This is a genomic window from Cellulomonas sp. Leaf395, from assembly GCF_001424125.1.
Classification (GTDB): domain Bacteria; phylum Actinomycetota; class Actinomycetes; order Actinomycetales; family Cellulomonadaceae; genus Cellulomonas.
On sequence record NZ_LMQI01000004.1, the window covers coordinates 207,936 to 230,190 of the forward strand.

The window sequence follows — 22,255 nt, forward strand, 5'->3', positions numbered from 1 at the left end:
AACGAGCAGGGGGAGCTTCATGGACCACGGCGAGGCACGCAAGACCAAGGCGCAGGCGGTCGACCACGCACGGGAGCTGTCCGAGCGGGTCGTGCGACCGTCCGACATCGCGCACGGCGGTCCGGCGCTGGCCATCGGTCTCGCACCCCAGCCGGACGGGTCGTACGCGCTGGCGGTCCGCTACCGCCTGGGTCTTCCGTCGGTCCGCCGCATCGCGCGCGAGGTCGTCGCCGAGGTGGGGCCTGAGGTGGACGTCCGCCGCACGGGTCGGATCAGCACGCTCGCGGTCGGCGACGACCCGACGAAGGTGCGCCCGCGCCCGCCGGTGATCACCTCCCGCTCGCTGGGGGAGACCGGTCGCACGCGCCCTCTGCGGCCGGGCGTCTCCATCGCCCACGTGGACGTCACGGCCGGGACGCTCGGTGCGTTCGTCCACAAGGACGGGGTCGTGCACGCGCTGTCGAACTACCACGTGCTCTCGGGGTCGCCCCAGGCGAAGGTGGGCGACGTGATCCTGCAGCCCGGTCCCGCCGACGGGGGGCGGGCACCGCAGGATCGCGTCGGCACGTTGGCCGGCCGCGTGGACCTGGACCCTCGTCGCGACGCCACCGTCGACTGCGCCATCGCGCTCCTGGACGACCAGGAGGTGGACCCGGCGTACCCGGTCGGCCTCATCTCCACCACGGCCGTCGCGCTCGGCGGCGAGAACGTGGCGAAGATCGGCCGCACGACGTCGATCACCCGAGGGCGCGTGACCGCGATCGAGCTGGACAACGTGGTCGTCGGCTACGGCGAGGAGCTCGGGGAGATCAGCTTCGACGACCAGATCGAGGTGGAGTCCACGGGAAGCGGGCCGTTCTCCCGCGGTGGTGACTCGGGGTCGCTCGTGTACCGGGAGGACGGCGTCGCCCTCGGCCTGCTCTTTGCAGGCTCGGAGTCGGGGGGAGACAATGGCACCGGGTTGACGTACATCAACCCGATCGATGCCGTTCTGGACGCCCTTGGGGTCACACTGGTCTGACGACCGTCGGACCTGCCGCCCCTGCGGCCGCGTCGCGGTCGGCGGGAGGCGGGACACATGGCGGACCTCGAGCAGGCCCGGGCAGCGAAAGAGCGCCTCCGGATGACCTTGAAGGGGCGCTCCGACGTGCGCGGGATCGGGATCGCCCGTGCCGCCGACGGGTACCAGCTCCAGGTGAACATGTCACGGGACCCCGGCTCGGACCTGCCGGGGGCGGTCGACGGTGTCGACGTCCGGGTCCGGGTGGTCGGCGCCATCCGCGCCAGCGCCTGAGCGACTGATCTCGACCAGCCGGGCAGGGCGGAAGGCTACTGTTTCCTGACACAGCGTCAGTACCCGAGGAGCCCCGTGACCGCCAGCACCGTCATGTCCCCGCTGTCCGTCGCGCTCCGCGAGGGGACCCGGGACGAGCACGAGACGGCTGAACGCTCGGGATTCGTGGAGCAGCTGCTCGCCGGCCGGCTGGACCGCGCCGCGTACGCCGACCTCGCCGCCCAGCAGCTGGTCGTCTACACCGCGCTGGAGGCGGCCGGGGCCCGGCTCAAGAACGACGGTGACCTGGTGTTCGCCGAGCTCACCCGCGTGCCCGCGATCGAGCAGGACCTCGGCCACCTGTACGGCGCCGACTGGCGGACGCAGGTGCGCGTCCTGCCCGCCACCCGGGTCTACGCCGACCGGCTCGCGCAGACCGCGGACTCGCTGCCCCAGTACGCCGCGCACGCGTACACGCGCTACCTCGGCGACCTGTCCGGCGGGCAGATCATCAAGCGGATGCTCCAGCGCCACTACGGCTTCACATCCGAGGGCATCGCGTTCTACGACTTCCCCCAGATCCACAAGCTCAAGCCGTTCAAGGACGTGTTCCGGGAGCGGCTGGACGCCCTCCCGCTCGACGACGAGGCCCGCGCGGCCGTCGTCGAGGAGGCGCGTCTCGCGTTCCGGCTCAATGCTGACGTGTTCGGCGAGCTCGGGGCTGCCCACGTCCGGTGACCGCCGCGGTGCCGACCGGGCTCGCACGGGCTTCTGCTTGGGCAGGACGGGTGATCTCATGCACCTCTCATGCCTCCGCGTCGCCCCATCCGGTATGGAGGGTCGATGATGGGCGACGTGATGCGTCGCAGCTCGGCTGCTCCGGGTGCGCGCGCGGACAACAGGTCCGCCGCGGACCTCGTCGGCGTGCGCGCGCTCGCCGTGGCTGCGCACCGCCTCGACCGCTGCCGCTCGATCGACGAGGTCGCGCGCGTGGCGACGACCACCGGCCTCGAGGTGCTCGACGCGCGGCACGTCGCGTTCTGCCGCATCGACCAGGACACGTGCCGGATCGTCGTGGTCGAGCCGCCCCCTGCTGATCCACGCGCGGTCTGGATGGTGCGTGCCTCGTACCGCGCCGACGACCGCCCGGCGCTGCGCGCCCTCATCCGCGACCGTGCCAGCTGGGCCGCGCACGCGCGCACCGTGCACGACGAGCCGACCGTCCCGGACGACCCCGACGCCGGCGACCCGGTGGAGGTCGACACCCTGCGTGAGCTCGACGCCGCGTCAGCGCTGTCCGCGCCTCTGGTGGTCAACGGCAGCGTGTGGGGGCAGCTGTACGCCGTCCGCGGCCGACCGGGCCCGCCGTTCAGGGTCGACGACATCGCCCGCGCCGAGGTGCTCGCCGCGCTCGTCGCCGGCGCCGTCGCCCGCGTCGACCTCGAGGCGCAGGTGCGGCACCTCGTCGCCGACGACCCGCTGACGGGCCTGGCCAACCGCCGCATCGCGGACGCGGAGGCGGAGGCGGCGCTGGAGTCGGGCCACGAGACCTGCATCGTCATGTGCGACGTCGACGGGCTCAAGCGGGTCAACGACGAGCTGGGCCACGACACGGGCGACGACCTGCTGCGCTCCGTCGCCGACGTCCTCAGCCGGGCTGCCGCGGCGCTGCCGGGATCGACCGCCGCGCGGATCGGGGGCGACGAGTTCTGCCTGGTGACCGTCGGCCGGCGGCGCGCCGAGGTCGCGGACGTCATGGCGGAGACCATCGCGGCGTTCCCCCTCCCGCACGGTGCGGCGATCTCCTACGGCATCGCCTCCACGGCGGTCACCGGGTCCGTGTCCGCGCGGCACCTGTTCCGGCAGGCCGACACCGCGCAGTACAAGGCCAAGCGCGCCCGGGCACGGGCGCTGCGCTCGCTGGTGCCCGCCACGGCGGACGCCGCCGTCACGGCCGAGCGGGTGCTGGTGGCGGGGACGGCCGCGATCGTCGCCGCGCAGTCCGGCGTCGTCCCGCGGCTCTGCGCCTTCGCCGCGGCCGCCACCGAGACCCTCGGCGGGTCCGCCTGGGCCGTCCTCACCCGGCGCAGCGCCGCCGAGCCGCCGTCCGCGGTGGCCCGTGGCGGGAGCCCGGCGGAGCTCGGGGTCGAGTCGTCCACCGCCGTCGTCATCCACGACCTGTGGCAGGTCGAGATCGGCATGTCCGCGACGGCGGCCACGGGAGAGGTCGTCGCGACCTCCCTCGACGCGCTCGCGGCGGTCGCGATCCTCGGAGCTCGCTAGCCCCCTCAGCCGTGCAGCGGCAGCGTGAGGGTCGCAGGCGCACCCTCGACGAGCCGCACGGGCACACCCCAGTCCTGCGCGTTCAGGTGGCACGCCGGGTACTCGATCGCGGGGTCGGCGTCGCAGCTGGCCGCGTGTGCGGTGACGTGCAGGACGCCTTCCGGCACGGCCGGGTCGAGGCGGAGCACCCGGTCGAGGGGGACGTCGTCGCCGGCGCCCTCCAGGAGCAGCCCGGGCGGGGTCGACGAGACCTGCAGCCGGGTGGACGGGCCGTAGCGGTCGTCGTACTTCTGGCCGGCCGCCGGGGTGAACACGACGTCGAGCCGCACCTCGCCGGGTGACAGCTCCGTCACGGGCCGCCGCGTGCGGTGGGAGCCGGAGTCCAGGATCTGGCCGACGAGCGTCGCGGGCAGCGCGATCCGCGTGAGGCGGTGGGCCGCGGACTCGACGACGAGCAGGGTCGACCCGCCGTCCAGCACGACGATCCCGCTGGGCTCAGCCAGGCCGGTGGCCAGGGTGGTGACCTCCCCGGCCCCGCCGGCCCCGCCGTCGCCGTACCGTCGGACGGCACCGTTGTACGTGTCCGCGACGACCACCGAGCCGTCGGGCAGCGCCGCGACGCCGAGCGGGTGCTGGAGGCGCGCCTCGTCGGCGGGACCGTCACGGTGGCCGAAGTCGAACAGCCCCTCGCCGACGAGGGTGTGCACGGTCCGCTCCACCGGGTCCACCCGGCGCAGCGCGGAGGTCTCGGAGTCGGCCAGCCAGATCCGGTCGTCGGCCGCGATCGCGAGCCCGGACGGCTGCGCGAACCACGCCTCGTGCAGCGGGCCGTCGAGCAGCCCTTCGTTCATGGTGCCGCCGAGCAGCTCGATCGAGCCGTGCGAGTCGTCGAACGACCAGAGCGTGTGGTTGCCGGCCATCGCGACGACGAACGCCCCGAGCGGCTCCGACCACGCGACGTCCCAGGGGGAGGAGAGCTTGTGCCGACGAGGACCGGGGACGAACGTGCCGCTGCCCGCCGTCAGGCCCGCGACCGCGTCGCCCGGTTCCCCGACGACTGGGATCGACGCGAGCTCCTCGTCGGCCTCGTCCTCGTCCGACGGCACGAAGTTGTCCGCCGCGCCCACCATGTACTGCGCGCCGGTCCCCGCCACGGTGGTCACCGCGCCGTCCGCCAGCCGCACCCCGCGCAGCGCGTGGTTCACCGTGTCCGCGACGAGCACGTCGTACCCGAGCGAGTGCCGCAGATCCTCCGGGACCAGGCACAGGCCGTTCGGCTCACTGAACCGCGCCTCGTCGGGGCCGCCGTCCGCGAGCCCGCGTTCGCCGGACCCGATGCGCCGGACCAGCGTCTCGCCGTCGGGCTCGAGCTCGGCCAGGCTGTGGTGCCCGGCGTCCGCTACCAGCAGGTGCCCGTCCGGCAGCACGATCGCCTTGGCGGGGAACCGGAGCGTGCCCTCGCTGGGCGCCGGCGGGACGTACGGTCCGTCGCCGCGGTGCAGGGTGCCCTTGGCCTCATGCTCGGCGACCAGCTCCCCCACCAGGATCTCGACGTTGCGCTTGTGCCCCTCACCGGCCATCTGCGCGACGACGTAGCCCTCGGGGTCGATGACCACGAGCGTCGGCCACGCTCGCGCCGTGTAGGCCGACCACGTGACCAGCTCCGGGTCGTCCAGCACCGGGTGGTGGACCTCGTAGCGCTCGACCGCCGCGGCCAGCGCCACCGGATCGGCCTCGTGCGCGAACTTCGGGGAGTGCACGCCGACGATCACCAGCACGTCGCGGTGCTGCTCCTCGAGCTCACGCAGCTCGTCCAGGACGTGCAGGCAGTTGATGCAGCAGAACGTCCAGAAGTCGAGGATGACGATCTTCCCGCGCAGGTCCGCCAGGGTCACCGACCGCCCACCGGTGTTCAGCCACCCCCGCCCGACGAGCTCGGACGCACGGACCCGGGGCAGTCGACTCTCACGCACGGCTCCATTCTGCGCGACCGCGCCGCTCCCCCGCGCACGGGTAGCCCGCGACGGAGGCTCAGGTGCGGTCGAGGACGTAGATGCGCGGGTGGTGGCCCTTGGCGAACACCTTCGTGGTGGAGCGGACCCGCCAGAGGGCGTCCGCGTCGCGCAGGCAGCGCTCCATGACCTTGACCTCGTGCGTCAGCACGACGAACCGGGCGCCGGGCGCTGCCGTGTCGTAGGCCGCCTGGAGCATGCCGGCATGGACCTCGGCGTTGGTGGCGTGCGAGCCGTGCAGGGTGCCCCACGGCGGGTCGGCCAGGAGCAGGGCCCAGCCGGTGCCGACGGCCTCGACGAGCGCGGGGCCGGTGCAGTCCGCGCGCAGGAGTCGCGCGTCGACCGCGGCGGCGCCGAGGTTCTCCGACGAGGCGGTGAGGGCGTCGGCGGACAGGTCCACCCCGACCGCCTCGGCCGCGGGACCGGCGTCCAGGCGCTCGACCAGGAGCGTCCCGGAGCCGCACATGAGGTTGAGCACCCGGTCCTGCGCACCGACCCCGCCGAGGCGCACCATCGCCGCGGCGATCGTCGCGTTCGCGGCGCCGGGGAAGTCGGTGACGCGCCACCGCCGTGCGGACAGCGGCCGCGCGCCGACGCGGACCAGGACGTCCCACCCGGGGTCGCCGGACGCTCCCGGGCGCACCCCGCGACGCACGCGCAGGACCAGCTCACCCTGCGACTCGTCGTACCGCAGGCCGGTGGCCTCGGCGAGCAGCTCCGCCAGCCGTGCGAACACCGCCGAGTCGCTGCCCGCGGCCTCGAACCGGAACGTCGAGGAGCTGCCGACCTTCAGCGAGGCGTACATCGCGTCGACGATGCGCTGGAGGTGGTCGCCGCTGGTCAGCGACTTGGGGCGCGGGACGTCGAACCGCAGGACGACGAAGGCGGCGACGGCGGTCCTCAGGTCGAGGACGGCGGCCAACGGACCCCAGTGGGACACGTCGAGCGCATCCTCGCGGCCGGGTACCGGGGTCGGTGCGCCGTCGAGCATCAGCACCTCGGCGGCCTCGTCGGCGAGCACGTCGCCGAGGCCGGGCAGGAAGGTCAGCTCGAGACTCGTCGACCGCCGGACGGGGGGACGCGTCCGGGGTCGCCGCCCGACGGGGTGGCTGCCGTGATGAGCGGGAGGTGTACCGCCGCGTGCGCGCTTCGCCACCGGGTCAGGCCGGCACGGGAGCGGGCACCGGCGCGGCGCCGACGGCGCGGAGCACGAACGCCTCGGTCTGCTCGATCGCGCGCTCGCGCTCGGGCCCCTCCGCGGGGACGCCACGACCGGACAGGCACGCGTTGACGAGCGGGACGGTGACGTCCAGGTCCTGCGGGGGGAACGCGCCGGACTCGATGCCCGCGGCGAGGATCCGGCGCAGGATCTGCTCGACCACCATGACGTGCTCGCGGACGCGCTGCTGGGTCCCGCGCGAGAGGACCGACCGCAGCTCCGGCCCGGGGGCCAGGTGGTACACCCTCGTCAGCGCGGCCTGCTGGCGGACGTACGTCTGGAGCTGCTCGGTCGGGTCCTCGATGTCGTCCAGCGCACGCTGCAAGGTGGCCGCGTACTGCTCGGTCTCGTGCGTGATGAACCCGAGCAGGAGGGACTCCTTGTCGGGGAAGTGGTTGTAGACGGCCGTGCGTCCGACGCCGGCGGCGGACGCGATCTCGGCGAGCGTGATGGCGTCGAACCCCTGGTCGGCCATGAGCGCCGAGAGCGCCGCGAAGAGCTTCTGGCGCGTCTGCTCGCGGTGCTCGTGCAGGGACCCGCCGATGATCTTGGGCATCGTGACATGATCGCACGTTCTGTCACCAAATGGGTACGGGGCCTCGGCCGACGGGCGATGAACCGATCAAGACGCCCGTTCCGCGGGATCACCCGGCAGAATGCCCGTATTGTGCTCGACTCCGCGGTCCGGGTTCGTACACTCGGAACCGCGCGGGGGCCGGGCGGTCTTCGCGCGAGCGTGTGCGTTCTCGACGAGAGGTCGGGAGGAGTCGAGATGCCGGAGACGGTGGACACCGCCCGTGTGCGCGCTGCCCACGAGCGCTTCGTCGCCACGGGCCAGGTCTCCAGCCGCACGGTCCGCACGGTCGTCGCCGACTCGTGGCGGCGCAGCAAGCGCAGCGGCGTCGACCCCGAGGTCCAGAACGCGCCCGTTGACATGGGCGGCAACGACCTCACCGGCTACCGCAGCTCGCTCGCGCTCGCGGCCGCCATGCCGGTGGTCCGGGACCTGCTCGTCGCCCCCGGCTCGGACGCCGGCTGGGTCACCGCGCTGACCGACGACGTCGGCCGGATGCTGTGGGTCGAGGGGGACCAGGCGCTCCGTCGCCAGGTCGAGGGCGTCGGCTTCGTGGAGGGCGGGGTGTGGCGCGAGGACTCCGCCGGCACCAACGCGCTGGGCACCGCACTGGCCACCGACCAGCCGGTCCAGGTGGTGGAGTCCGAGCACTACGCGCGCAAGGTCCATCCGTGGAACTGCGCGGCCGTCCCCATCCATGCCGCGAGCGGGCAGGTCCTCGGCGTCCTCGATGTCACCGGCGGCCGGATGGTGGCGTCCGCTCTCGTCATGGCCCTGATCCGCGCCACCGTCGCGGCCGTCGAGGCGGAGCTCGCCCGCGCCGCTCCGCCCCCTCGCACCGAGAAGCACCCGGTCATCGTGCTCAGCGGCACGTCGACCGCGCGGCTGCGGGTGCTCGGCACGCCGACGGTGCACATCAACGGGATCGACGTCCGGCTGAGCCTGCGGCACGCCGAGCTCCTCCTGCTCCTCGCACGCCATCCCGCCGGGCTGAGTGCCGACGAGCTCGCCGTGCTGCTCAGCGAGCAGGAGCTCTCGGACGTCACCGTGCGTGCCGAGGTCTCGCGCCTGCGCCGGCTCGTCGGACCCCTTCTCAGCGAGTCCCGCCCGTATCGGTTGACGGCGCCGCTGCGCATCGACGTCGACATGGTGCACGCGCTGCTCGACACCGGAGACGTCGACGCCGCCCTCACCGCCTACCCCGGACCCGTCCTCGCCCGGTCCGTGGCGCCGGGGGTCGAGCGCATCCGCGACGACCTCGCCGCGGACGTGCGCGCGGCCGTGCTCGCCAGTCCGCTGCCCGGTGTGGTGAGCCGCTGGCTCGCCTCGGACGCGGGCGCGGACGACTGGCAGGCCTGGGAGCGGCTGGTCTGGCTGGCGCCCAAGGGGTCCCCGGTCCACGTGCGTGCCGTGAGCCGCCTGGACCTGCTGGGACAGCGCCTCGGCGCGCCCCGGCACGCCTGAGGACCCCGTCCCGATCCGACGCTCGCCTGCAACGTTCCTGCAACGTGCTGCGCCCTAGGTTCCTCGCGTAGCGAGGCGACCCGTGCTGGTCGACGGGCAGACGAGCGGCGGCTGGGCGAGGATCGGAGGGGAACTTCGCCCGGCCGCGGCGCTCAGTGCAGGGAAAGACCAGGGGGGCACGATGATCATCGACGCGGGAGAGCCCGGACGGGACGCCCGTTCCGGTGCGCGCGACGACGGGTGGATCGCCGGGGAGTTCGTCGCACCCGCCGCAGGCTGGATCGACGAGTCCCTCTACCGGCAGGCTGACGCTCCGGGCGCGACGTGGCTCATGACCTACTCGGGGTCCGAGGCGGACCACTAACCTGCGGTCCATGACGAACGACGAGATCCAGCCCGACACCAAGGACTGGACGTGGGTCCTTCATCAGCGCTGCCCCGAGTGCGCCTTCACGGCCACCGACGTCGACGGCCCCGCCATCGCCGGTACGGTGCGGGACCTGACCCCGCGGTGGGTGTCCGCGCTGCACCGCGTCGACGCCCGCGACCGTCCGGACCCGACCACGTGGTCGACGCTCGAGTACGGGGCCCACGTGCGCGACGTGATGCGGATCTTCGGTGCCCGTCTCGAGCTGCTGCTGACGCAGGACGACCCGCAGTTCGAGAACTGGGACCAGGACGCGACGGCGCTCGCGGACCGGTACGACCTGCAGGACCCGCAGGTGGTGGCGGTCGAGCTCGCGGAGGCGGCGGACAGCACCGCCGCCCTGTTCGACTCGGTGGGCGACGACCAGTGGAACCGGTCGGGCCGGCGGTCGAACGGGTCGGAGTTCACGGTGCTGACGCTGGGGCAGTACTTCCTGCACGACGTGGTCCACCACTTGCACGACGTGCGCGCCTGAGTGCGGGCATGAGTCTCCCGGGCACTGTCCACAGGCTGTGTCCACAGCCGTGTGCAACACCGTCGAACCTGTGGACAAGTCGCTGACCACTGCGGACCTCCCGTGAGCGCCACGGAACTTCACCTGCTCGAATCACAACCTGTGTACGGTCCTCCGGCATGAGCCTGCCGCTGGTCGACCTCCCCGGGGAGCTGGACGGTCGGAACGTCCTCGTGGTCCCCCACGGCACCGACGTCGTCGCCCTGGCCACCGCGTGGTTCCCTGACGCCGCCTGGACGCGCGAGCCGGTGAGCGCCGCCGAGGCGGCGAAGGTCCGCCCGATGACCGGCGCGCGCTTCCGGGGCATCTCCTCGGTCGCCGCGGAGCCCTCGCCTGGCCTCCTGCGGCTCGACGGTGCCGCCTCGCTCGACGGTCCGACTCGGGCGGGCCGGTCCGTAGCCCAGTCCGCGGGTCTCGTCGTGCCGGAGGTCGACCTGTACGCGGTGGTTCCCGCCGACCCGCGTGCGTCCCTCGACCTTGTGCACGGCTGGATGACCGCGGCCGCGCGCCGGGCCGCCGGCAGCATCGTCCCCGCCGACCGGGCGAACGCCGTGGTGCCCGACCCGGGTGCCGCGGTGGACCTGACCCTCTGGTCGCCCACGCCGCTGTCCGCCCAGGACGCGCTGCCGCTGGTGCGGCCGGCGATGACCGGGGCGCGCGTCGGGCCGACCGACGTCCCGCAGCCGCAGCAGTCCGACGGGACCCCCGGTCCGCCGACGTTCTCCGTGACGGCGACGTTCGAGTACGACGGGTCGATCTCCGTGCGGACCGGCCGCTCGACCGAGGTGCCGGTCGCGCTGTCACGGCTGGACGCGCGGGAGTTCGGCCCCTGGTCGTACCACGTGAGCTGGCACCCGCCGGAGCCCGAGGAGCTGCGGGTCGAGCGCCCCTCGCAGCTGCACCTCATCGCGCGCTCGCGGGTGGAGCCGTCGGTCGCGCGCGTCGCCGCCGCCCTGTGGCGGGCGGTCGGCGGGACCGTCGTGGACAGCGGCGGGTTCATCGTCCCGCCCGGCGAGCTCCAGGACCGGGCGACGGCTGGGCGTTAGCCGCCCGGCCCGGACGGCTACGCGAACGGCTCGCTGCCGCTGGGCACCAGGTCCACCGACACCGTGAGCCGCGAGCCGGAGCCCTCCGTGAAGATGACCCCGCGCAGCGGTGGGACGTCGTCGTAGTCACGGCCCCAGCCGAGCAGCACGTACCGGTCGTCGACCAGCTGGTCGTTGGTCGGGTCGACCTCCACCCAGCCGGCGCCGGGCACCCACGCGGACACCCACGCGTGCGAGGCGTCGGCTCCCCGGAGCTTCTCGCGGCCGGCGGGGGGACGGGTCTCGATGTAGCCGCTGGAGTACCGCGCGGGCAGCCCGTGCAGGCGCAGCGCCGCGATCATCAGGTGCGCGAAGTCCTGGCAGACGCCCGCCTTCTGCGCGAGCAGCTGGGCCTGCGTGGTGTGCACCGTGGTGGAGCCCGACCGGTAGGCCAGCTCGGTGCGGATCCGGTGCGCCAGCTCGACGAGCACCTCGACGAGGGGCCGGTCGTCCTCGAACGTCGGGGCGGCCCACTCGCGGACCTCGTCGGCGAACGTCACGTGCGGCGAGGGCAGCAGCGCCTCGCGCAGGTCCACGATGCTCGGGTCCAGCCGGCCGATCTCCCCGGCGGCGACGCGGCGCTCGACCTCGTGCCACCCGATGGTGGGCAGTGCGGCCGGGTCGGGGGCGTGCCGGGTGACCTCGATGGTGGACCGCGAGGTGACCACGAGCCTCGTGTGGGGAGTCGTGACCCCGAAGTACGTGGTGCGGTTGCCGAAGTAGTCGACCCACTGGTTGGTGTCCGCAGGTGGGGGCTCGATCTCCACCGACGTCGACAGGCACGTCTGCCCGGGCACGTCGCGCGGGGTCATCGTCGTGCGGCCGTACGAGTCCGTCACGGTGTGGGCGTACGTGTAGGTGGTGCGGTGGACCAGGTCGTAGGTGCGGCTCACTCGCCACCACCGTCCCGGGCGTCCCAGGGGTCCTCGAGCGGACGGCTCGGGGCGAGCCGGACGAAGTGCACGCGCTCGATCTCGTCGGCCGCTGAGTGCAGGCGCCAGAGCATCGACTCGAGCGTCTCGGCGAGCCGCGCGCGTCGGCCGTCGTCGGTGACAGCAGCGGCGGCCGCGACGGGGTCCACCTCGGCCAGCAGGTCGACGACGTCGGACAGCAGGTGGTCGCGTTGGTCGGGGGCCCGGCCGGCCAGGGGGACGAGGGCGAGCGACTCCTGGAGCCGGTCCAGCTGGTAGGCCAGCGAGCGGGGGTTGGTGCCGTCGAGCAGCAGGAGCTCCAGCACCTCGGCGAGACCCGCACCCGTCTGGTGACGACGCCGGTACGTGATCGCCGACTCGTGCGTGAGCAGCACCGACTCGAGCACGACGGCGTCGACGTCGGCGGGCCGCTGCTGCACGACGGTGGCCAGGAGGCGCTCGACCAGGTGCTGCGCCCGCTCGATTCGCCGGCCCGCGTCGAGGAACTGCCAGCCGACGTCACGCACCAGGCCCTCCGCGGTGATCCCGGCGACGGCCAGCAGCCCTTCGAGCACCTTGTCGAGCGCGGGCCGCAGGCCGGCCGTCACGGTGTTGCCCGCGTCGACCCCCAGATCGAGCGCGTCCCGGCCGTGCGTCCGTCCGCGCGTCTTGCCGCGCTCGTCGCGCAGCGCCCGCTCGATGCGCGCCAGCGGGCCGAACGTGTCCGTGGAGAGCTGGTCACGTACCGCGGCCGCGGAGGCGGCAAGCCGGCGGACGGACCGTGCCACGGTCCCCGTGGTGCGGGGGTCCAGCACGAGGTCGCGGAATGCCGGGGCCGACTGCTCGGTCGGCGTGAGCGAGGAGATGAGCACCTCGAGCGCGCGCCCCCCGGCGGAGGCCGGATGCTGGTGGAAGTCGTCCCAGCGGTCGACGACGACGCGCAGCACCCGGCTGGCGTCCTCCGCCCGCTCGGCGTACCGGCCCATCCAGTACAGGTTCTCGGCGGTGCGCGGTGAGATGCCGGTCGCCGGGCGGCGTAGCGACGGGGTCTCGCCCGCGGCCGACTCGTCGGACGGCACCCACGGCTCGACCGGCGCGTCCGGCTGCGTGGAGAGCACCCACACGTCCTTCGCGGCGGCGCCCAGGGCCGACGAGACGACGTGTCCCGGCGCGACGCGCGCGAGCCCGCCGGCCAGGACCGTGTACGACCCGCGGTGCGCGACGGCGTACGTCCGCAGCACCGCGGCACGCGGACCGAGGTCGGCGGGACCGATGCCCGCCGCCGACGGCAGGTCGCTGCCGACCCCGACGGGCGTCCCGTCGACCGTCGGGCCGGCCGGGCCGACCGGCTCCTGGCCCACCCAGTGCCACGGCTCCGCGCTGATCCGGGCGGCCAGCAGCTCGCGCTCCCGGTGGCTCAGGGTCCAGCCGAGGATCGTGCCGACGTCCGTGCCGCGCACGGTCGGCAGCAGGACGAGCCGCTCGAGGTGGGTGACGACGTGCTGCAGCGACCTCGGCTCGCCGCACCACCAGGTGGGGGCCGACGCCAGCGCGAGGTCCTGGTCGAGCACCGCGTTCGCCAGCCGCGGCAGGTACGTGAGCAGGGCAGGGTTCTCGAGCACCGAGCTGCCCAGGGGGTTGACCACGCTCACCGTCCCGGCACGCACCGCCCGGACCAGCCCGGGCACGCCCAGGCGCGAGCCCTGCCGCAGGTCCAGCGGGTCGCACCACTCGGCGTCGACGCGGCGCAGCACCACGTCGACCGGTTCGAGGCCCTCGACGCCGCGCATCCAGACCCGGCCGTCGCGGACCAGCAGGTCGGAGCCCTCGACGAGCGGGAGGCCGAGCATCGACGCCAGGTACGCCTGGTCGAACGCGGTCTCGCTCGACGGCCCCGACGTGAGCAGGACGACCCGCGGCTGCTCGGTGCTGCCCGGGGCGACGTCCCGCAGCGCGAGGCGCAGAGCGCGGAAGAACGGGCCGAGGCGCTGGATGGACGCCTGCCGGTACACCCCCGAGAGGACCTGGGAGACGACGCGACGGTCCTCCATCGCGTAGCCGACGCCCGACGGGGCCTGCGTCCGGTCCGCGACCGCGCACCACCCGCCCGCGCCGTCGCGCACCAGGTCGGTCGCGGTGAGCACCAGCTCGCGCCCGCCGGGCAGCCGCAGGCCGTCGACCGCCCGGACGAACCCGGGGTGACCGAGCACGACCGTGGGCGGCAGGAGCTTGTCGGTGAGCAGGAGCCGGTGGCCGTAGGCGTCCTGCAGGATCGCGTCCAGCAGCTCGGCTCGCTGCACCAGCGCCGCGTCGAGGCGGGCCCACTCCGGCTCGTCGACGATGACCGGCAGCGGGTCCAGGTGCCAGGGGTGCTCGCCGTCCTCCTGGTCCGCGCCGTACGTGACGCCGTGGTCGGCGAGCAGCCGCTCCGCCGCGTCGCGCGCCCGCGCCAGGCCGTGGTCGGTGGGCGCGTCCGCGGGGTCGGGGAGCCACGACCAGTCCGGGCGATGCTCGACCGGTCCCTGCTCACCCAGCGGGCGCGGAGAGGAGAGCAGGTCGGTCACACACAGGAGTGTGACCTACGCGGGCGCCCGCCGCGGAGGTCGGCACGCTGGTCGGTGGCTACAGCAGGCGCGGGTCCGGCGTCACGTCCCGGACCGAGACGTCGACCCGGACCCGGTCGAGGGGTGGCCGGGCGAGGCCGAGCGTCTCGGCGACGGCGGTCGCCGCGAGCTGGCGGACCTCGACGGCCAGGGGGACGAGCCGGGTGCCGTAGAGCGCGACCAGCTCGACGGTCAGGCGGTCCAGGTCGTCGTCGGGGGTGGTGGTGCACGTGATCCGCAGGACGCCGGCCCCGGGGATGCCGGCGAGGGCGGTGCGCACACGCGACACGACCACCGTGGACGCCACGAGCAGGGGGCCGTCGGGGAGCGTCCCCCGCACGGGGGCGGACGGTCGGAACGCGCGGACGGCGAGTGCCACGACGTCGTCGCGCAGGGCGACCCAGCCGCTGTCGGTGTGCTCGCGCAGAGTCCGGGCGGCCTGCGCAAGCAGCTGCTCGCCGTTCATCGCCACGCCTCCATCCGCTGGACCAGGTGAGCCCGTGCCCGGTGGAGCTGGCCACGGACCGTGCTCGTCGTCGTCCCCGACACCTCGGCGATCTGCTCGTACGACAGTCCCTCGATCTCCCGCAGCAGCCACGTCGAGCGTGGGCCCGGTGGGAGCTCACGCAGCGCGGCGTGCAGCGCCCCGAGGAGGTCCGTGCCTTCGGCCCAGCGTTCCGGGTCGACCGCGTGGCTGTCCACCTCCTCGTCCGGGACGAACGGCAGGGGCAGGGCGGTGCGAGCCCGTCGACGCTGCAGGGACCGCACCTTGTGCGCCGTGATGGCGAACAGCCAGGTCCGCAGCGACGACCGGCCGGCGAACTGCGGCAACGAGGTCCACGCGGCGGCGAACGCCTCCTGCACGCAGTCCTCGGTGTCGTGAGGGTCATCGACCATCCGACGGGCGTAGCGATAGAGCGCAGGACCGTGACGGTCGACGATGACCCGGAACGCGGCGCGGTCGAGCAGCGCCGCCCGCCGGGCGAGCACCTCGTCGGGGACCTCGTCGTCATCCATCCCGTGCAGCGTGCGTCCGCGCGCACCTTGCTGCATCCTGGCGAGTGTGACCCATGTCACACATCTGCCGCATGACGAACTGGGAGGAACGGCGACCAACCGTACGTACAGGTTCTTGCACGTCACCCGTCGAGAGAGGTCACCATGAGCGAGTCCGCCACAAAAGCCACCATCGTCGCCGCCCAGACCCGGCAGAGCGCGCTGGTCACCCCCGAGGGCAGCACCACGATCGCCGACACGGTGGTCAGCAAGATCGCCGGCATCGCGGCCCGCGAGGTCAGCGGCGTGCACTCGCTCGGCGGCGGGACCGCCCGGGCGATCGGGAACCTGCGCGAGCGGATCCCGGGCGCCCGCACCAACCACTCGCAGGGCGTCTCCGTCGAGGTGGGCGAGACCGAGGCCGCTGTCGACCTCGACCTCGTCGCCGAGTACGGGGTCTCGATCGCCGACCTGGCCGACGGCATCCGTCGCAACGTCATCAGCGCCGTCGAGCGGATGACCGGCCTGCACGTGGTCGAGGTCAACGTGACCGTCAACGACGTCCACCTGCCGCAGGACGACGCGCAGCCGCCCGCCCCCCAGGAGCAGCGGGTCCAGTGACGGACGTCCCCGAGCACGTGCCCACCCCCCTGGAGGTGGCGCGGGAGCTGGAGCAGGAGGTGGCGCAGGAGGAGGCGCCCCTCGGTCGCGTCGAGCCCGCAGCCTCGCGGGTCGTTGCTCCGGCCGAGGTCGTCGTGCTCGACGACGTCGTGCCCGAGGCGCTCGAGCCGCCCGAGCCGCTGACTCCCGCCGAGATCGTCGCCGCCGCGGTGCTGGACGTGCCCGGCGTCGTCCGGCTGCACGGCGGGCGCTTCGGCGGGCTGGGAACCTACCTGCCCGGCCGTCGGGTCACGGGCGTCCGGATCGACGACGAGGGCACCGAGGTGCACGTCGTCGTCTCCGACCGCGTCCCCGTGCCCCAGACCGCGGCGCGGGTCCAGCGCGCCGTCTCCGCGATCGCCCCCATGCCCGTCCGGGTCCACGTCGAGGACATCGACACCATCGTCTGAGGAGTCACCGTGTCATCTGTCGCCATCGGGCTGTTCGCCGGCCTGCTGCTCGCCCTCGTCACCGCCATCGGTGGGTTCGACATGTTCCTGCTCGCCCTGGTCCTCGCGGCCGTCGGCGCGCTGGTCGGCCTGGTCGTCGACGGTCGGATCGACGTCTCCGGCCTGGTCTCCGGCCGCGGCCGTGGCTGACGCCCGCGGCACGCTCACGATCGCCGACCGTGCCCTGACCAGGATCGCGCGGCAGGTGACCCTCGAGGTCCCGGGAGTCGCGCCGGAGGAGGAGTCCGTCGGGAGCGTCGAGCGCACCCTCGGGCGCGGGTACCCGCGCGTGCGCTGGCAGCGGGCCGGCACCAAGGCGCACGTCGAGGTGGAGGTGGCGATCACGTGGCCGGCCTCGGCCGCGCAGGTCACCACGCGCGTGCAGGACGCGCTGCACCGAGAGCTCGGACGCCAGGCCGGCCAGGAGCTCGACCACGTCAGCGTCGCGGTGCGTGAGGTCGTCCGGCCGGCCGCGTCCGCCCGACCGGTCGCGAGGGTGCGATGACGGCCGTCGAGACCCGACCCGGCTTCGCCCCCGCAGCCCCGGCCACCCGGGCAGGCCGGGTCGCCTGGTGGAGCATCGCGCTCGCGATCCTGCTGGTGGCGCTCGGCGTGATCCTCGTCCGCGAGGCGCTCGTCGTCGCCGGACGCGTGGACGGCGAGCCGTGGATCGCGCCCGTCGTCGACAGCATCGACGGGCTGGTGCCCTCGCCGCTGGTCGCCGCCGTCGGGGTCGTCGTCGCCCTGCTGGGACTGTGGCTGGTGGTCATCGCGCTGGGTCGCCGGGTCCGCACACGGCTGGACGTCACGTCCTCGACCGGGACGACCATCGGTCTGAACGACGCCGCACGGCTCGCCGCCTCCGCCGCGGACGAGGTCGACCGCGTGCTGTCCGCTCGTGCGTCAGCGACCCGTCGTGCCGTGACCGTCACGGTCACCACGCTGGAGGGCGACGACGTGACGGACGCCGTCCGCGCGGCCGTGACCGAGCGCCTGGCGCCGCTGGCGCAGCCGCTGACCGTGAAGGTCGCCCGTCGGGAGACGGCCGGCCTGCACTCGGGCGGTGACCGACGATGAGGCGGTCCGTCCTGGCGTTCGACCGGGTGCTCGTCCTGCTCCTCGGCCTCCTGCTGATCGCGGTCGGGGTGGCCGCCGTGGGGTGGCAGACGGGATTCCTGGAGTCCGCGTGGCCCGACGTCCCCGACGAGGTCGCCGTCGACCCCGAGCAGGTGACCGGGGCGTCGAGCTTCCCGGCGCTGGCCGGGCTCGTCGGCGCTGCGCTGGTCGTCCTCGGGCTCTGGTGGCTCCTGGCGCACCTGCCCCGGCGGTCCGTCGGGTCGCTTCGCCTGCCGTCGGGTATACAGCCCGGCAGGCTCATCGTCGAGCCCGTCCCCGCGGTGGCGACCGCCGCGGAGGTGCTGGCCGACGACCCGCTGATCCGGTCAGCCCGGGGAGCCGTGCTCGCCGACCGCGGGGAGCGCGTCGTGCGGCTGCGGGTCACCGTCGATCCCGATGCGGACCTCGGTACCGTCGTCGCCGCGTGCGACGGGGTGCTCGCCGACCTGGCGCACGTCCTGCCGGCCGACCAGCTGCGCTCCCGCGTCGAGCTGTCCGTGCTGCGGCGCGGGGAGGTCGGACCGCGGGTGCAGTGACCCGCGTCGGTGGTCGGGTGGAGACTCGGAGCAACACGCGCGCGAGGGGGTCTCCGATGGGCAGGGACGCAGTCACGGGATGGGTCGAGCGGTACGAGCAGGCGTGGCGGGCGCAGGACGTGGACGGCCTGGACCGGTTGTTCGCGGAGGATGCGCGCTACCTGCGCTCGCCCTACGACCCGGAGCCGCTGGAGGGGCTCGACGCGATCAGGGGGTTCTGGGCGGACCCGACGCCGTTCACCATGACCGCGGCGGTGATAGCGGCGGACGGTCCCGACGCGGTGGTCAGGGTCGAGGTCCGGTACGGCGGCGACAAGCCGCAGGAGTACCGGGACCTGTGGGTGCTGCGGTTCGGACCGGACGGGCGGGCAGAGCTGTTCGAGGAGTGGGCCTACTGGCCCGAGAAGACGTACACGGTCGCGGAGTGACAGCGGCAGGCTGACTCCTGGGACTCAGGGCAGCAGCGAGATGATCTGCCAGCCGTGCGGGTCGGGCTGGGCGGCGATCCGGTCGCGGGCGAGCGCGAACGCCTCCTCGGGTGTCGAGACGACGACGCTCGCGTGGAACGTCGCCGCGGTGGTCAGCACGCTGTAGAGGGGGCCCAGCGGATTGCCGTCGTCGTCGCACTTGCCGACGGCGACGACGTACGCCTGGTGCAGCAGGTCGGGAGCGGAATCCGTGCGCAACGTCACCCCGTGGTCATCGGCACGTCCGACCGGATCCTGGATCGAAACATTGCTGTGAACGCATGAGAAGGTCGTGCTCATGTCGGCCGCACTCCCGGTGATCCGCCCCTTCCACCTCTCCGACCTGCCTGCGCTCTACCGCATCTGCCTGCTCACCGGGGAGGTCGGTGGCGACGCGACGGCCCTGTACCGGGACCCCGACCTGCTCGGACACGTGTACGCCGGTCCGTACCCGGTGGCGGACCCGGGGCTGACGTTCGTTGTGGTCGACGAGCTCGGCCCGGTCGGCTACATCGTGGCGACGGCCGACACCGCCCGGTTCGACCAGTGGCTCGAGAGCCACTGGTGGCCGACCCTGCGCAGCAGGTACCCGCTGCGGGAGGACCCGCGAGACGGCACCGAGGACCACGTGCTCGTCGCCCGCATCCACGAGGGGTCCGCGGCCGACGAGTCCCTGCTCGACCGGTTCCCCGCGCACATGCACATCGACCTGCTCCCGCGCGCCCAGGGCCGTGGGTTCGGGCGTCGGCTCGTGGAGACGCTCGCCGCGGAGCTGCGCGGACGTGGCGTGCCGGGGCTGCACCTCGGCGTCGACAGCCGCAACGCGGGCGCCATCGCCTTCTACACGCGTGTCGGGTTCACCGAGGCTGCGCGCCACGACTGGGGCAGGACGCTCGCGCTCGACCTGACCTGACGGCTCAGCCGGTCTTCTCGCCGCGGTGCAGGGCGAGCACTTTGTCGACGTCATCGACCGTCACGCCGGGGACGTCGAGGACGCGCCGCAGCTGCTGGAGCGAGTCGACGGGCTCAGCGGACTTCCTAGGTGTCAGGAAGAAGTTGGCCAGGTACCCGGTGAAGGTCCCGAAGATGGCGACGCCGACGACGATGATCATCGCGCCGACGATCCGGCCGGCGTCGGTGACCGGGTACTGGTCGCCATAGCCGACCGTGGAGATGGTCACGATCGTGTACCAGAGGGCGTCGGACGCGGTCGTGATGTTCGCACCCGGGGCGTCACCCTCGATGCGCAGGATCGTGAGGCTGCCGAACTGCAGCACGAGGATGCCGGTGAGCAGCAGGGTGAACAGCGCGCTGCCGGCCCGGTCCCGGATGACCCTGCGGAGTACGGAGCGTCCGCCGACCGCTCTCAGCCCCCGGACCACGCAGACGAGGCCGAAGATGCGCAGGAACTTGAGCTCGGCGACCGGCAGGCTGGCGAGCAGGTCTGCCCAGCCGAAGTGGCGGAAGAAGTAATCCCTGCGAGACGGCGCGGTCGCCAGCCGGTAGCTGAAGTCGATGAGGAAGACGACGCTGAAGATGCCGTTCATCGTCAGCAGGACGTCCTGCAGGTCGTCGTCCTGACGGGCGAGGGCGACCAGGACGAGGTTGAAGATCGACAGCAGCGAGAGCGCGCCGATGAAGATCTCGTACCCGATGCTCTTCAGCTCACTGCGCGCCGCGCTCACGGCAGGAGTCTGGCACGCAGTCGCGCGTCGGCCGGTCGTCCCCCGACGTGTCGTCGGCACGCTCCGGCCGTGGTCAAGGCGCGGTTATGACGACGGTCAAACACTGCTTGACTCGTGGTCCCGCGCGGGGCACGCTGTGTCCTGACGTCGCAGGGCCGGGTCCCCAGGAGGGTGGGGACCCGGCCCTGCGCGCATGTCGGCCCACCTGCACGCCGGGCGCGCACCGTCGCGGCCGGCACCGGGCGGCGCGCAGTCCGGAGAGACGAAGCGTGAGCGGCTCGAGCACGTCGTTGGCCCCCGCGGTCGAGCGGCAGTGGCGGCACCTGAGACCCGACACGTGTCAACGACAGAAGGCAGGATGACGACACGTGTCACCCGTCCGTGCGCTTGTCTGATACGTCCAGATCTTCCCCTAGGCCCGATGGGTCCCTACCGTGGTCAGCGGGCCGCAACGCCGCGGCCCGCTCGCCTGCCCCGGAAGGCCCCCGCGAATGCCGGACATCTCGATCGACCCCGTCACGACAGACCAGTCGCCCCGCACCCACCGCTCCGTCCTTCCGCCGCTCAGCAGGCGGTCGTTCCTCGTCCTGACCGGAACGGCGGCGGCCGTCGCCGCGAGCGCGACGAGCGCCACCGCCCGCGGCCTGCCCGCCGGCGGGCCGATCGCGCACGGAAACCCGCACGGCAGCGCCGCCGCTGCTGGCCGGGCCGCCGTGGCGTTCCTGCAGTCCGCCACCGACGCCTACCCGACGCTCAACACCGGACCCCGTCTCCCGCAGAGCTACGCCGACGAGCTCGGCCTGTTCAGCACGGCGTTCGTGTACGACAGCGCGCTCGCCGTCATCGCGCTCCTCGCCGACGGGCGCCGCAGCGCGGAGGAGACGGCACGGGTCATCGGCGACGGGCTCGTCTACGCCCAGGAGCACGACCCGGTCTACTCCGACGGTCGGCTGAGGCAGGGCTACAACGTCGGCCCGTACACGTTCTACGACGGCAACCCGCAGCCGTACGGGTTCGTCCTGCCGGACGGCTCGGCCAACATCGGCTGGCAGTTCGGGTTCCTCGGCACCGCCGTCGGCGACATGGCGTGGCCCGGCATCGCGCTCGCCCAGCTCTTCGCCCGCACCCACGACCGTCGCTACCTCGACGCCGCGGTCCGCATCGGCACCTGGATCACCACCAACACGTGGTCCACCCAGCCGCTCGGCGGCTTCTCGTTCGGCGTCAACGGTGCGAACGTGCCGGTGCCGAACGGCTCGACGGAGCACAACATCGACTGCGTCGCGTTCTTCTCGATGCTCCGCAAGCTCACGCACGACAAGGCGTGGTCCGAGGCCGCCGACCACGCCCGGGCGTTCGTCGACCTCATGTGGGACCCCGCCACGGGGGCGTTCTGGACGGGCACCAACGACGGCGTCGAGATCAACAGGTTCCCGGTGCCGCTCGACACCGCCACCTGGAGCTGGCTGGCCCTGCGCGAGAAGCAGTACGCCAGTGCACTCGACTGGGCCGGGTCCGCGCTCGCCGTCACCGACGACGCGAGCGCACCGACGTCCCAGCTTCCCGACGGCGAACGGCTCTCCGGCGTCACGTTCAGCACCGCGAGCCTCACGTCGACCGCGCAGTACAACGGGATCACCGTGCACCAGCAGGGCGTCTGGCTCGAGGGCACCAACCAGCTGGCGACCGCACTGCTCGACCGGAGCCGCGGTGGCGGCGACAAGGACGCCGCCGAGGCGCTGCTCGTACAGACCCGGCACGCGCAGGACGTGCTCGGCGTCGGTCAGCACCTGGGTGGCGTGGAGGTCGACGGCGGCATCGTCGCGGCGTCCAGCCTGCTGGACACCGGGTTCGGGTTCGGCTACTTCCAGGTCCAGCACGTCGGCGCGACGTCCTGGTTCGTGTTCGCGGACACGCGCACCAACCCGCTGCGCCTGCGCGGGAGCAGCTGACCCGACGCTCGACGCTGCGCCCGGCGGGA

Annotated in this window: 26 protein-coding genes; 17 read left to right on the forward strand and 9 right to left on the reverse strand. The window is 73.5% G+C overall.

Annotated features, from left to right (window positions below; translation table 11 throughout):
- The first annotated feature begins 19 nt into the window (after positions 1-19).
- From ASG23_RS12285 to ASG23_RS12300, 4 genes are all read left to right on the forward strand, one after another.
- Positions 20-1,021: a hypothetical protein gene (locus tag ASG23_RS12285; RefSeq protein ID WP_056025224.1), complete on the forward strand. Its 1,002-nt coding sequence runs from the start codon at positions 20-22 to the stop codon at positions 1,019-1,021.
- A 102-nt stretch (positions 1,022-1,123) separates the two neighbouring features.
- Entirely contained in the window at positions 1,124-1,294 is a 171-nt protein-coding gene (locus ASG23_RS12290) for a hypothetical protein (RefSeq protein WP_235521060.1), read from the forward strand.
- A gap of 75 nt (positions 1,295-1,369) precedes the next feature.
- Positions 1,370-2,011, forward strand: a complete 642-nt coding sequence (locus ASG23_RS12295) for a biliverdin-producing heme oxygenase (RefSeq protein WP_327019469.1) — start codon at positions 1,370-1,372, stop codon at positions 2,009-2,011.
- A 105-nt stretch (positions 2,012-2,116) separates the two neighbouring features.
- On the forward strand, positions 2,117-3,556 hold the full coding sequence (locus ASG23_RS12300) for a GGDEF domain-containing protein (protein ID WP_235521062.1): 1,440 nt from the start codon (positions 2,117-2,119) through the stop codon (positions 3,554-3,556).
- A 5-nt stretch (positions 3,557-3,561) separates the two neighbouring features.
- Here ASG23_RS12300 and ASG23_RS12305 read toward each other — a convergent pair whose 3' ends face one another.
- Genes ASG23_RS12305 through ASG23_RS12315 form a run of 3 tightly spaced genes read right to left on the reverse strand, consistent with a single transcriptional unit; the run spans position 3,562 to position 7,343 of the window.
- Positions 3,562-5,529, reverse strand: coding sequence for an NHL domain-containing thioredoxin family protein (locus ASG23_RS12305; protein WP_056025230.1), 1,968 nt, complete (start codon positions 5,527-5,529; stop codon positions 3,562-3,564).
- 58 nt (positions 5,530-5,587) lie between these two features.
- Positions 5,588-6,724: a methyltransferase gene (locus tag ASG23_RS12310; RefSeq protein ID WP_235521064.1), complete on the reverse strand. Its 1,137-nt coding sequence runs from the start codon at positions 6,722-6,724 to the stop codon at positions 5,588-5,590.
- Between the two features lie 4 nt (positions 6,725-6,728).
- Positions 6,729-7,343: a TetR/AcrR family transcriptional regulator gene (locus ASG23_RS12315; RefSeq protein WP_056025233.1), complete on the reverse strand. Its 615-nt coding sequence runs from the start codon at positions 7,341-7,343 to the stop codon at positions 6,729-6,731.
- A 216-nt stretch (positions 7,344-7,559) separates the two neighbouring features.
- Between ASG23_RS12315 and ASG23_RS12320 the strand changes: the two genes are divergently transcribed.
- From ASG23_RS12320 to ASG23_RS12335, 4 genes are all read left to right on the forward strand, one after another.
- Positions 7,560-8,825, forward strand: coding sequence for a GAF domain-containing protein (locus tag ASG23_RS12320; RefSeq protein WP_056025236.1), 1,266 nt, complete (start codon positions 7,560-7,562; stop codon positions 8,823-8,825).
- Between the two features lie 181 nt (positions 8,826-9,006).
- Positions 9,007-9,189 carry a hypothetical protein gene (locus ASG23_RS19915; protein WP_157465637.1) on the forward strand — a complete coding sequence of 61 codons (183 nt, stop codon included), beginning with the start codon at positions 9,007-9,009 and terminating at the stop codon, positions 9,187-9,189.
- Between the two features lie 10 nt (positions 9,190-9,199).
- Positions 9,200-9,727 (forward strand): DinB family protein, encoded by a 528-nt coding sequence (locus tag ASG23_RS12330; protein WP_056025242.1) that lies wholly within the window; start codon positions 9,200-9,202, stop codon positions 9,725-9,727.
- 158 nt (positions 9,728-9,885) lie between these two features.
- The gene (locus ASG23_RS12335; RefSeq protein WP_056025245.1) at positions 9,886-10,812 is read left to right on the forward strand and encodes a hypothetical protein; all 927 of its coding nucleotides are present in this window, start codon (positions 9,886-9,888) and stop codon (positions 10,810-10,812) included.
- Positions 10,813-10,829: 17 nt separating this feature from the next.
- Here the strand turns inward: ASG23_RS12335 and ASG23_RS12340 are convergent, their stop codons facing one another.
- The 4 genes from ASG23_RS12340 to ASG23_RS12355 are packed head-to-tail and all read right to left on the reverse strand — an operon-like array spanning position 10,830 to position 15,382.
- Positions 10,830-11,744 carry a transglutaminase family protein gene (locus ASG23_RS12340; RefSeq protein ID WP_056025249.1) on the reverse strand — a complete coding sequence of 305 codons (915 nt, stop codon included), beginning with the start codon at positions 11,742-11,744 and terminating at the stop codon, positions 10,830-10,832.
- The gene (locus ASG23_RS12345) at positions 11,741-14,326 is read right to left on the reverse strand and encodes a circularly permuted type 2 ATP-grasp protein (protein WP_056025252.1); all 2,586 of its coding nucleotides are present in this window, start codon (positions 14,324-14,326) and stop codon (positions 11,741-11,743) included. Before ASG23_RS12345 ends, ASG23_RS12340 begins: the two co-directional genes overlap by 4 nt.
- Positions 14,327-14,384: 58 nt before the next feature.
- Positions 14,385-14,831 (reverse strand): hypothetical protein, encoded by a 447-nt coding sequence (locus ASG23_RS12350; RefSeq protein WP_157465638.1) that lies wholly within the window; start codon positions 14,829-14,831, stop codon positions 14,385-14,387.
- Complete coding sequence (locus ASG23_RS12355; RefSeq protein WP_056025258.1) at positions 14,828-15,382, reverse strand: RNA polymerase sigma factor; 555 nt, start codon at positions 15,380-15,382, stop codon at positions 14,828-14,830. The genes ASG23_RS12350 and ASG23_RS12355 overlap by 4 nt, the downstream gene beginning before the upstream one ends.
- Before the next feature lie 144 nt (positions 15,383-15,526).
- On the opposite strand from ASG23_RS12355, the gene ASG23_RS12360 reads away from it, so the two are divergent.
- The 7 genes from ASG23_RS12360 to ASG23_RS12390 are packed head-to-tail and all read left to right on the forward strand — an operon-like array spanning position 15,527 to position 18,550.
- Positions 15,527-15,982, forward strand: coding sequence for an Asp23/Gls24 family envelope stress response protein (locus ASG23_RS12360; RefSeq protein WP_056025263.1), 456 nt, complete (start codon positions 15,527-15,529; stop codon positions 15,980-15,982).
- Positions 15,979-16,431, forward strand: a complete 453-nt coding sequence (locus tag ASG23_RS12365; protein ID WP_200941589.1) for a hypothetical protein — start codon at positions 15,979-15,981, stop codon at positions 16,429-16,431. Before ASG23_RS12360 ends, ASG23_RS12365 begins: the two co-directional genes overlap by 4 nt.
- Positions 16,432-16,440: 9 nt before the next feature.
- The gene (locus tag ASG23_RS12370) at positions 16,441-16,620 is read left to right on the forward strand and encodes a hypothetical protein (RefSeq protein WP_056025266.1); all 180 of its coding nucleotides are present in this window, start codon (positions 16,441-16,443) and stop codon (positions 16,618-16,620) included.
- Complete coding sequence (locus tag ASG23_RS12375; RefSeq protein WP_056025269.1) at positions 16,613-16,975, forward strand: Asp23/Gls24 family envelope stress response protein; 363 nt, start codon at positions 16,613-16,615, stop codon at positions 16,973-16,975. The genes ASG23_RS12370 and ASG23_RS12375 overlap by 8 nt, the downstream gene beginning before the upstream one ends.
- A complete protein-coding gene (locus ASG23_RS12380; RefSeq protein ID WP_056025272.1) occupies positions 16,972-17,547 on the forward strand; it encodes a DUF6286 domain-containing protein in 576 nt (191 codons plus the stop codon). The genes ASG23_RS12375 and ASG23_RS12380 overlap by 4 nt, the downstream gene beginning before the upstream one ends.
- Positions 17,544-18,122: a hypothetical protein gene (locus ASG23_RS12385; RefSeq protein WP_056025275.1), complete on the forward strand. Its 579-nt coding sequence runs from the start codon at positions 17,544-17,546 to the stop codon at positions 18,120-18,122. The genes ASG23_RS12380 and ASG23_RS12385 overlap by 4 nt, the downstream gene beginning before the upstream one ends.
- Before the next feature lie 56 nt (positions 18,123-18,178).
- On the forward strand, positions 18,179-18,550 hold the full coding sequence (locus ASG23_RS12390) for a YybH family protein (protein WP_056025277.1): 372 nt from the start codon (positions 18,179-18,181) through the stop codon (positions 18,548-18,550).
- A 24-nt stretch (positions 18,551-18,574) separates the two neighbouring features.
- Here ASG23_RS12390 and ASG23_RS12395 read toward each other — a convergent pair whose 3' ends face one another.
- A complete protein-coding gene (locus ASG23_RS12395) occupies positions 18,575-18,814 on the reverse strand; it encodes a hypothetical protein (protein ID WP_056025280.1) in 240 nt (79 codons plus the stop codon).
- Between the two features lie 73 nt (positions 18,815-18,887).
- On the opposite strand from ASG23_RS12395, the gene ASG23_RS12400 reads away from it, so the two are divergent.
- The gene (locus tag ASG23_RS12400) at positions 18,888-19,502 is read left to right on the forward strand and encodes a GNAT family N-acetyltransferase (RefSeq protein WP_056026245.1); all 615 of its coding nucleotides are present in this window, start codon (positions 18,888-18,890) and stop codon (positions 19,500-19,502) included.
- 4 nt (positions 19,503-19,506) lie between these two features.
- On the opposite strand, the gene ASG23_RS12405 is transcribed toward ASG23_RS12400, so the two are convergent.
- Entirely contained in the window at positions 19,507-20,274 is a 768-nt protein-coding gene (locus tag ASG23_RS12405) for a potassium channel family protein (protein WP_056025284.1), read from the reverse strand.
- Between the two features lie 491 nt (positions 20,275-20,765).
- On the opposite strand from ASG23_RS12405, the gene ASG23_RS12410 reads away from it, so the two are divergent.
- Positions 20,766-22,226 (forward strand): Tat pathway signal sequence domain protein, encoded by a 1,461-nt coding sequence (locus tag ASG23_RS12410; protein ID WP_235521066.1) that lies wholly within the window; start codon positions 20,766-20,768, stop codon positions 22,224-22,226.
- The last annotated feature ends 29 nt before the right edge of the window (positions 22,227-22,255 follow it).

Coding starts and splice junctions, on each gene's coding strand:
- ASG23_RS12285 (WP_056025224.1), top strand. CDS start 20: ATGGACCACGGCGAGGCACGCAAGACCAAGGCGCAGGCGGTCGACCAC.
- ASG23_RS12290 (WP_235521060.1), top strand. CDS start 1,124: ATGACCTTGAAGGGGCGCTCCGACGTGCGCGGGATCGGGATCGCCCGT.
- ASG23_RS12300 (WP_235521062.1), top strand. CDS start 2,117: ATGATGGGCGACGTGATGCGTCGCAGCTCGGCTGCTCCGGGTGCGCGC.
- ASG23_RS12315 (WP_056025233.1), bottom strand. CDS start 7,343: ATGCCCAAGATCATCGGCGGGTCCCTGCACGAGCACCGCGAGCAGACG.
- ASG23_RS12320 (WP_056025236.1), top strand. CDS start 7,560: ATGCCGGAGACGGTGGACACCGCCCGTGTGCGCGCTGCCCACGAGCGC.
- ASG23_RS19915 (WP_157465637.1), top strand. CDS start 9,007: ATGATCATCGACGCGGGAGAGCCCGGACGGGACGCCCGTTCCGGTGCG.
- ASG23_RS12330 (WP_056025242.1), top strand. CDS start 9,200: ATGACGAACGACGAGATCCAGCCCGACACCAAGGACTGGACGTGGGTC.
- ASG23_RS12335 (WP_056025245.1), top strand. CDS start 9,886: ATGAGCCTGCCGCTGGTCGACCTCCCCGGGGAGCTGGACGGTCGGAAC.
- ASG23_RS12350 (WP_157465638.1), bottom strand. CDS start 14,831: ATGAACGGCGAGCAGCTGCTTGCGCAGGCCGCCCGGACTCTGCGCGAG.
- ASG23_RS12355 (WP_056025258.1), bottom strand. CDS start 15,382: ATGGATGACGACGAGGTCCCCGACGAGGTGCTCGCCCGGCGGGCGGCG.
- ASG23_RS12360 (WP_056025263.1), top strand. CDS start 15,527: ATGAGCGAGTCCGCCACAAAAGCCACCATCGTCGCCGCCCAGACCCGG.
- ASG23_RS12380 (WP_056025272.1), top strand. CDS start 16,972: ATGACGGCCGTCGAGACCCGACCCGGCTTCGCCCCCGCAGCCCCGGCC.
- ASG23_RS12385 (WP_056025275.1), top strand. CDS start 17,544: ATGAGGCGGTCCGTCCTGGCGTTCGACCGGGTGCTCGTCCTGCTCCTC.
- ASG23_RS12390 (WP_056025277.1), top strand. CDS start 18,179: ATGGGCAGGGACGCAGTCACGGGATGGGTCGAGCGGTACGAGCAGGCG.
- ASG23_RS12400 (WP_056026245.1), top strand. CDS start 18,888: ATGTCGGCCGCACTCCCGGTGATCCGCCCCTTCCACCTCTCCGACCTG.
- ASG23_RS12410 (WP_235521066.1), top strand. CDS start 20,766: ATGCCGGACATCTCGATCGACCCCGTCACGACAGACCAGTCGCCCCGC.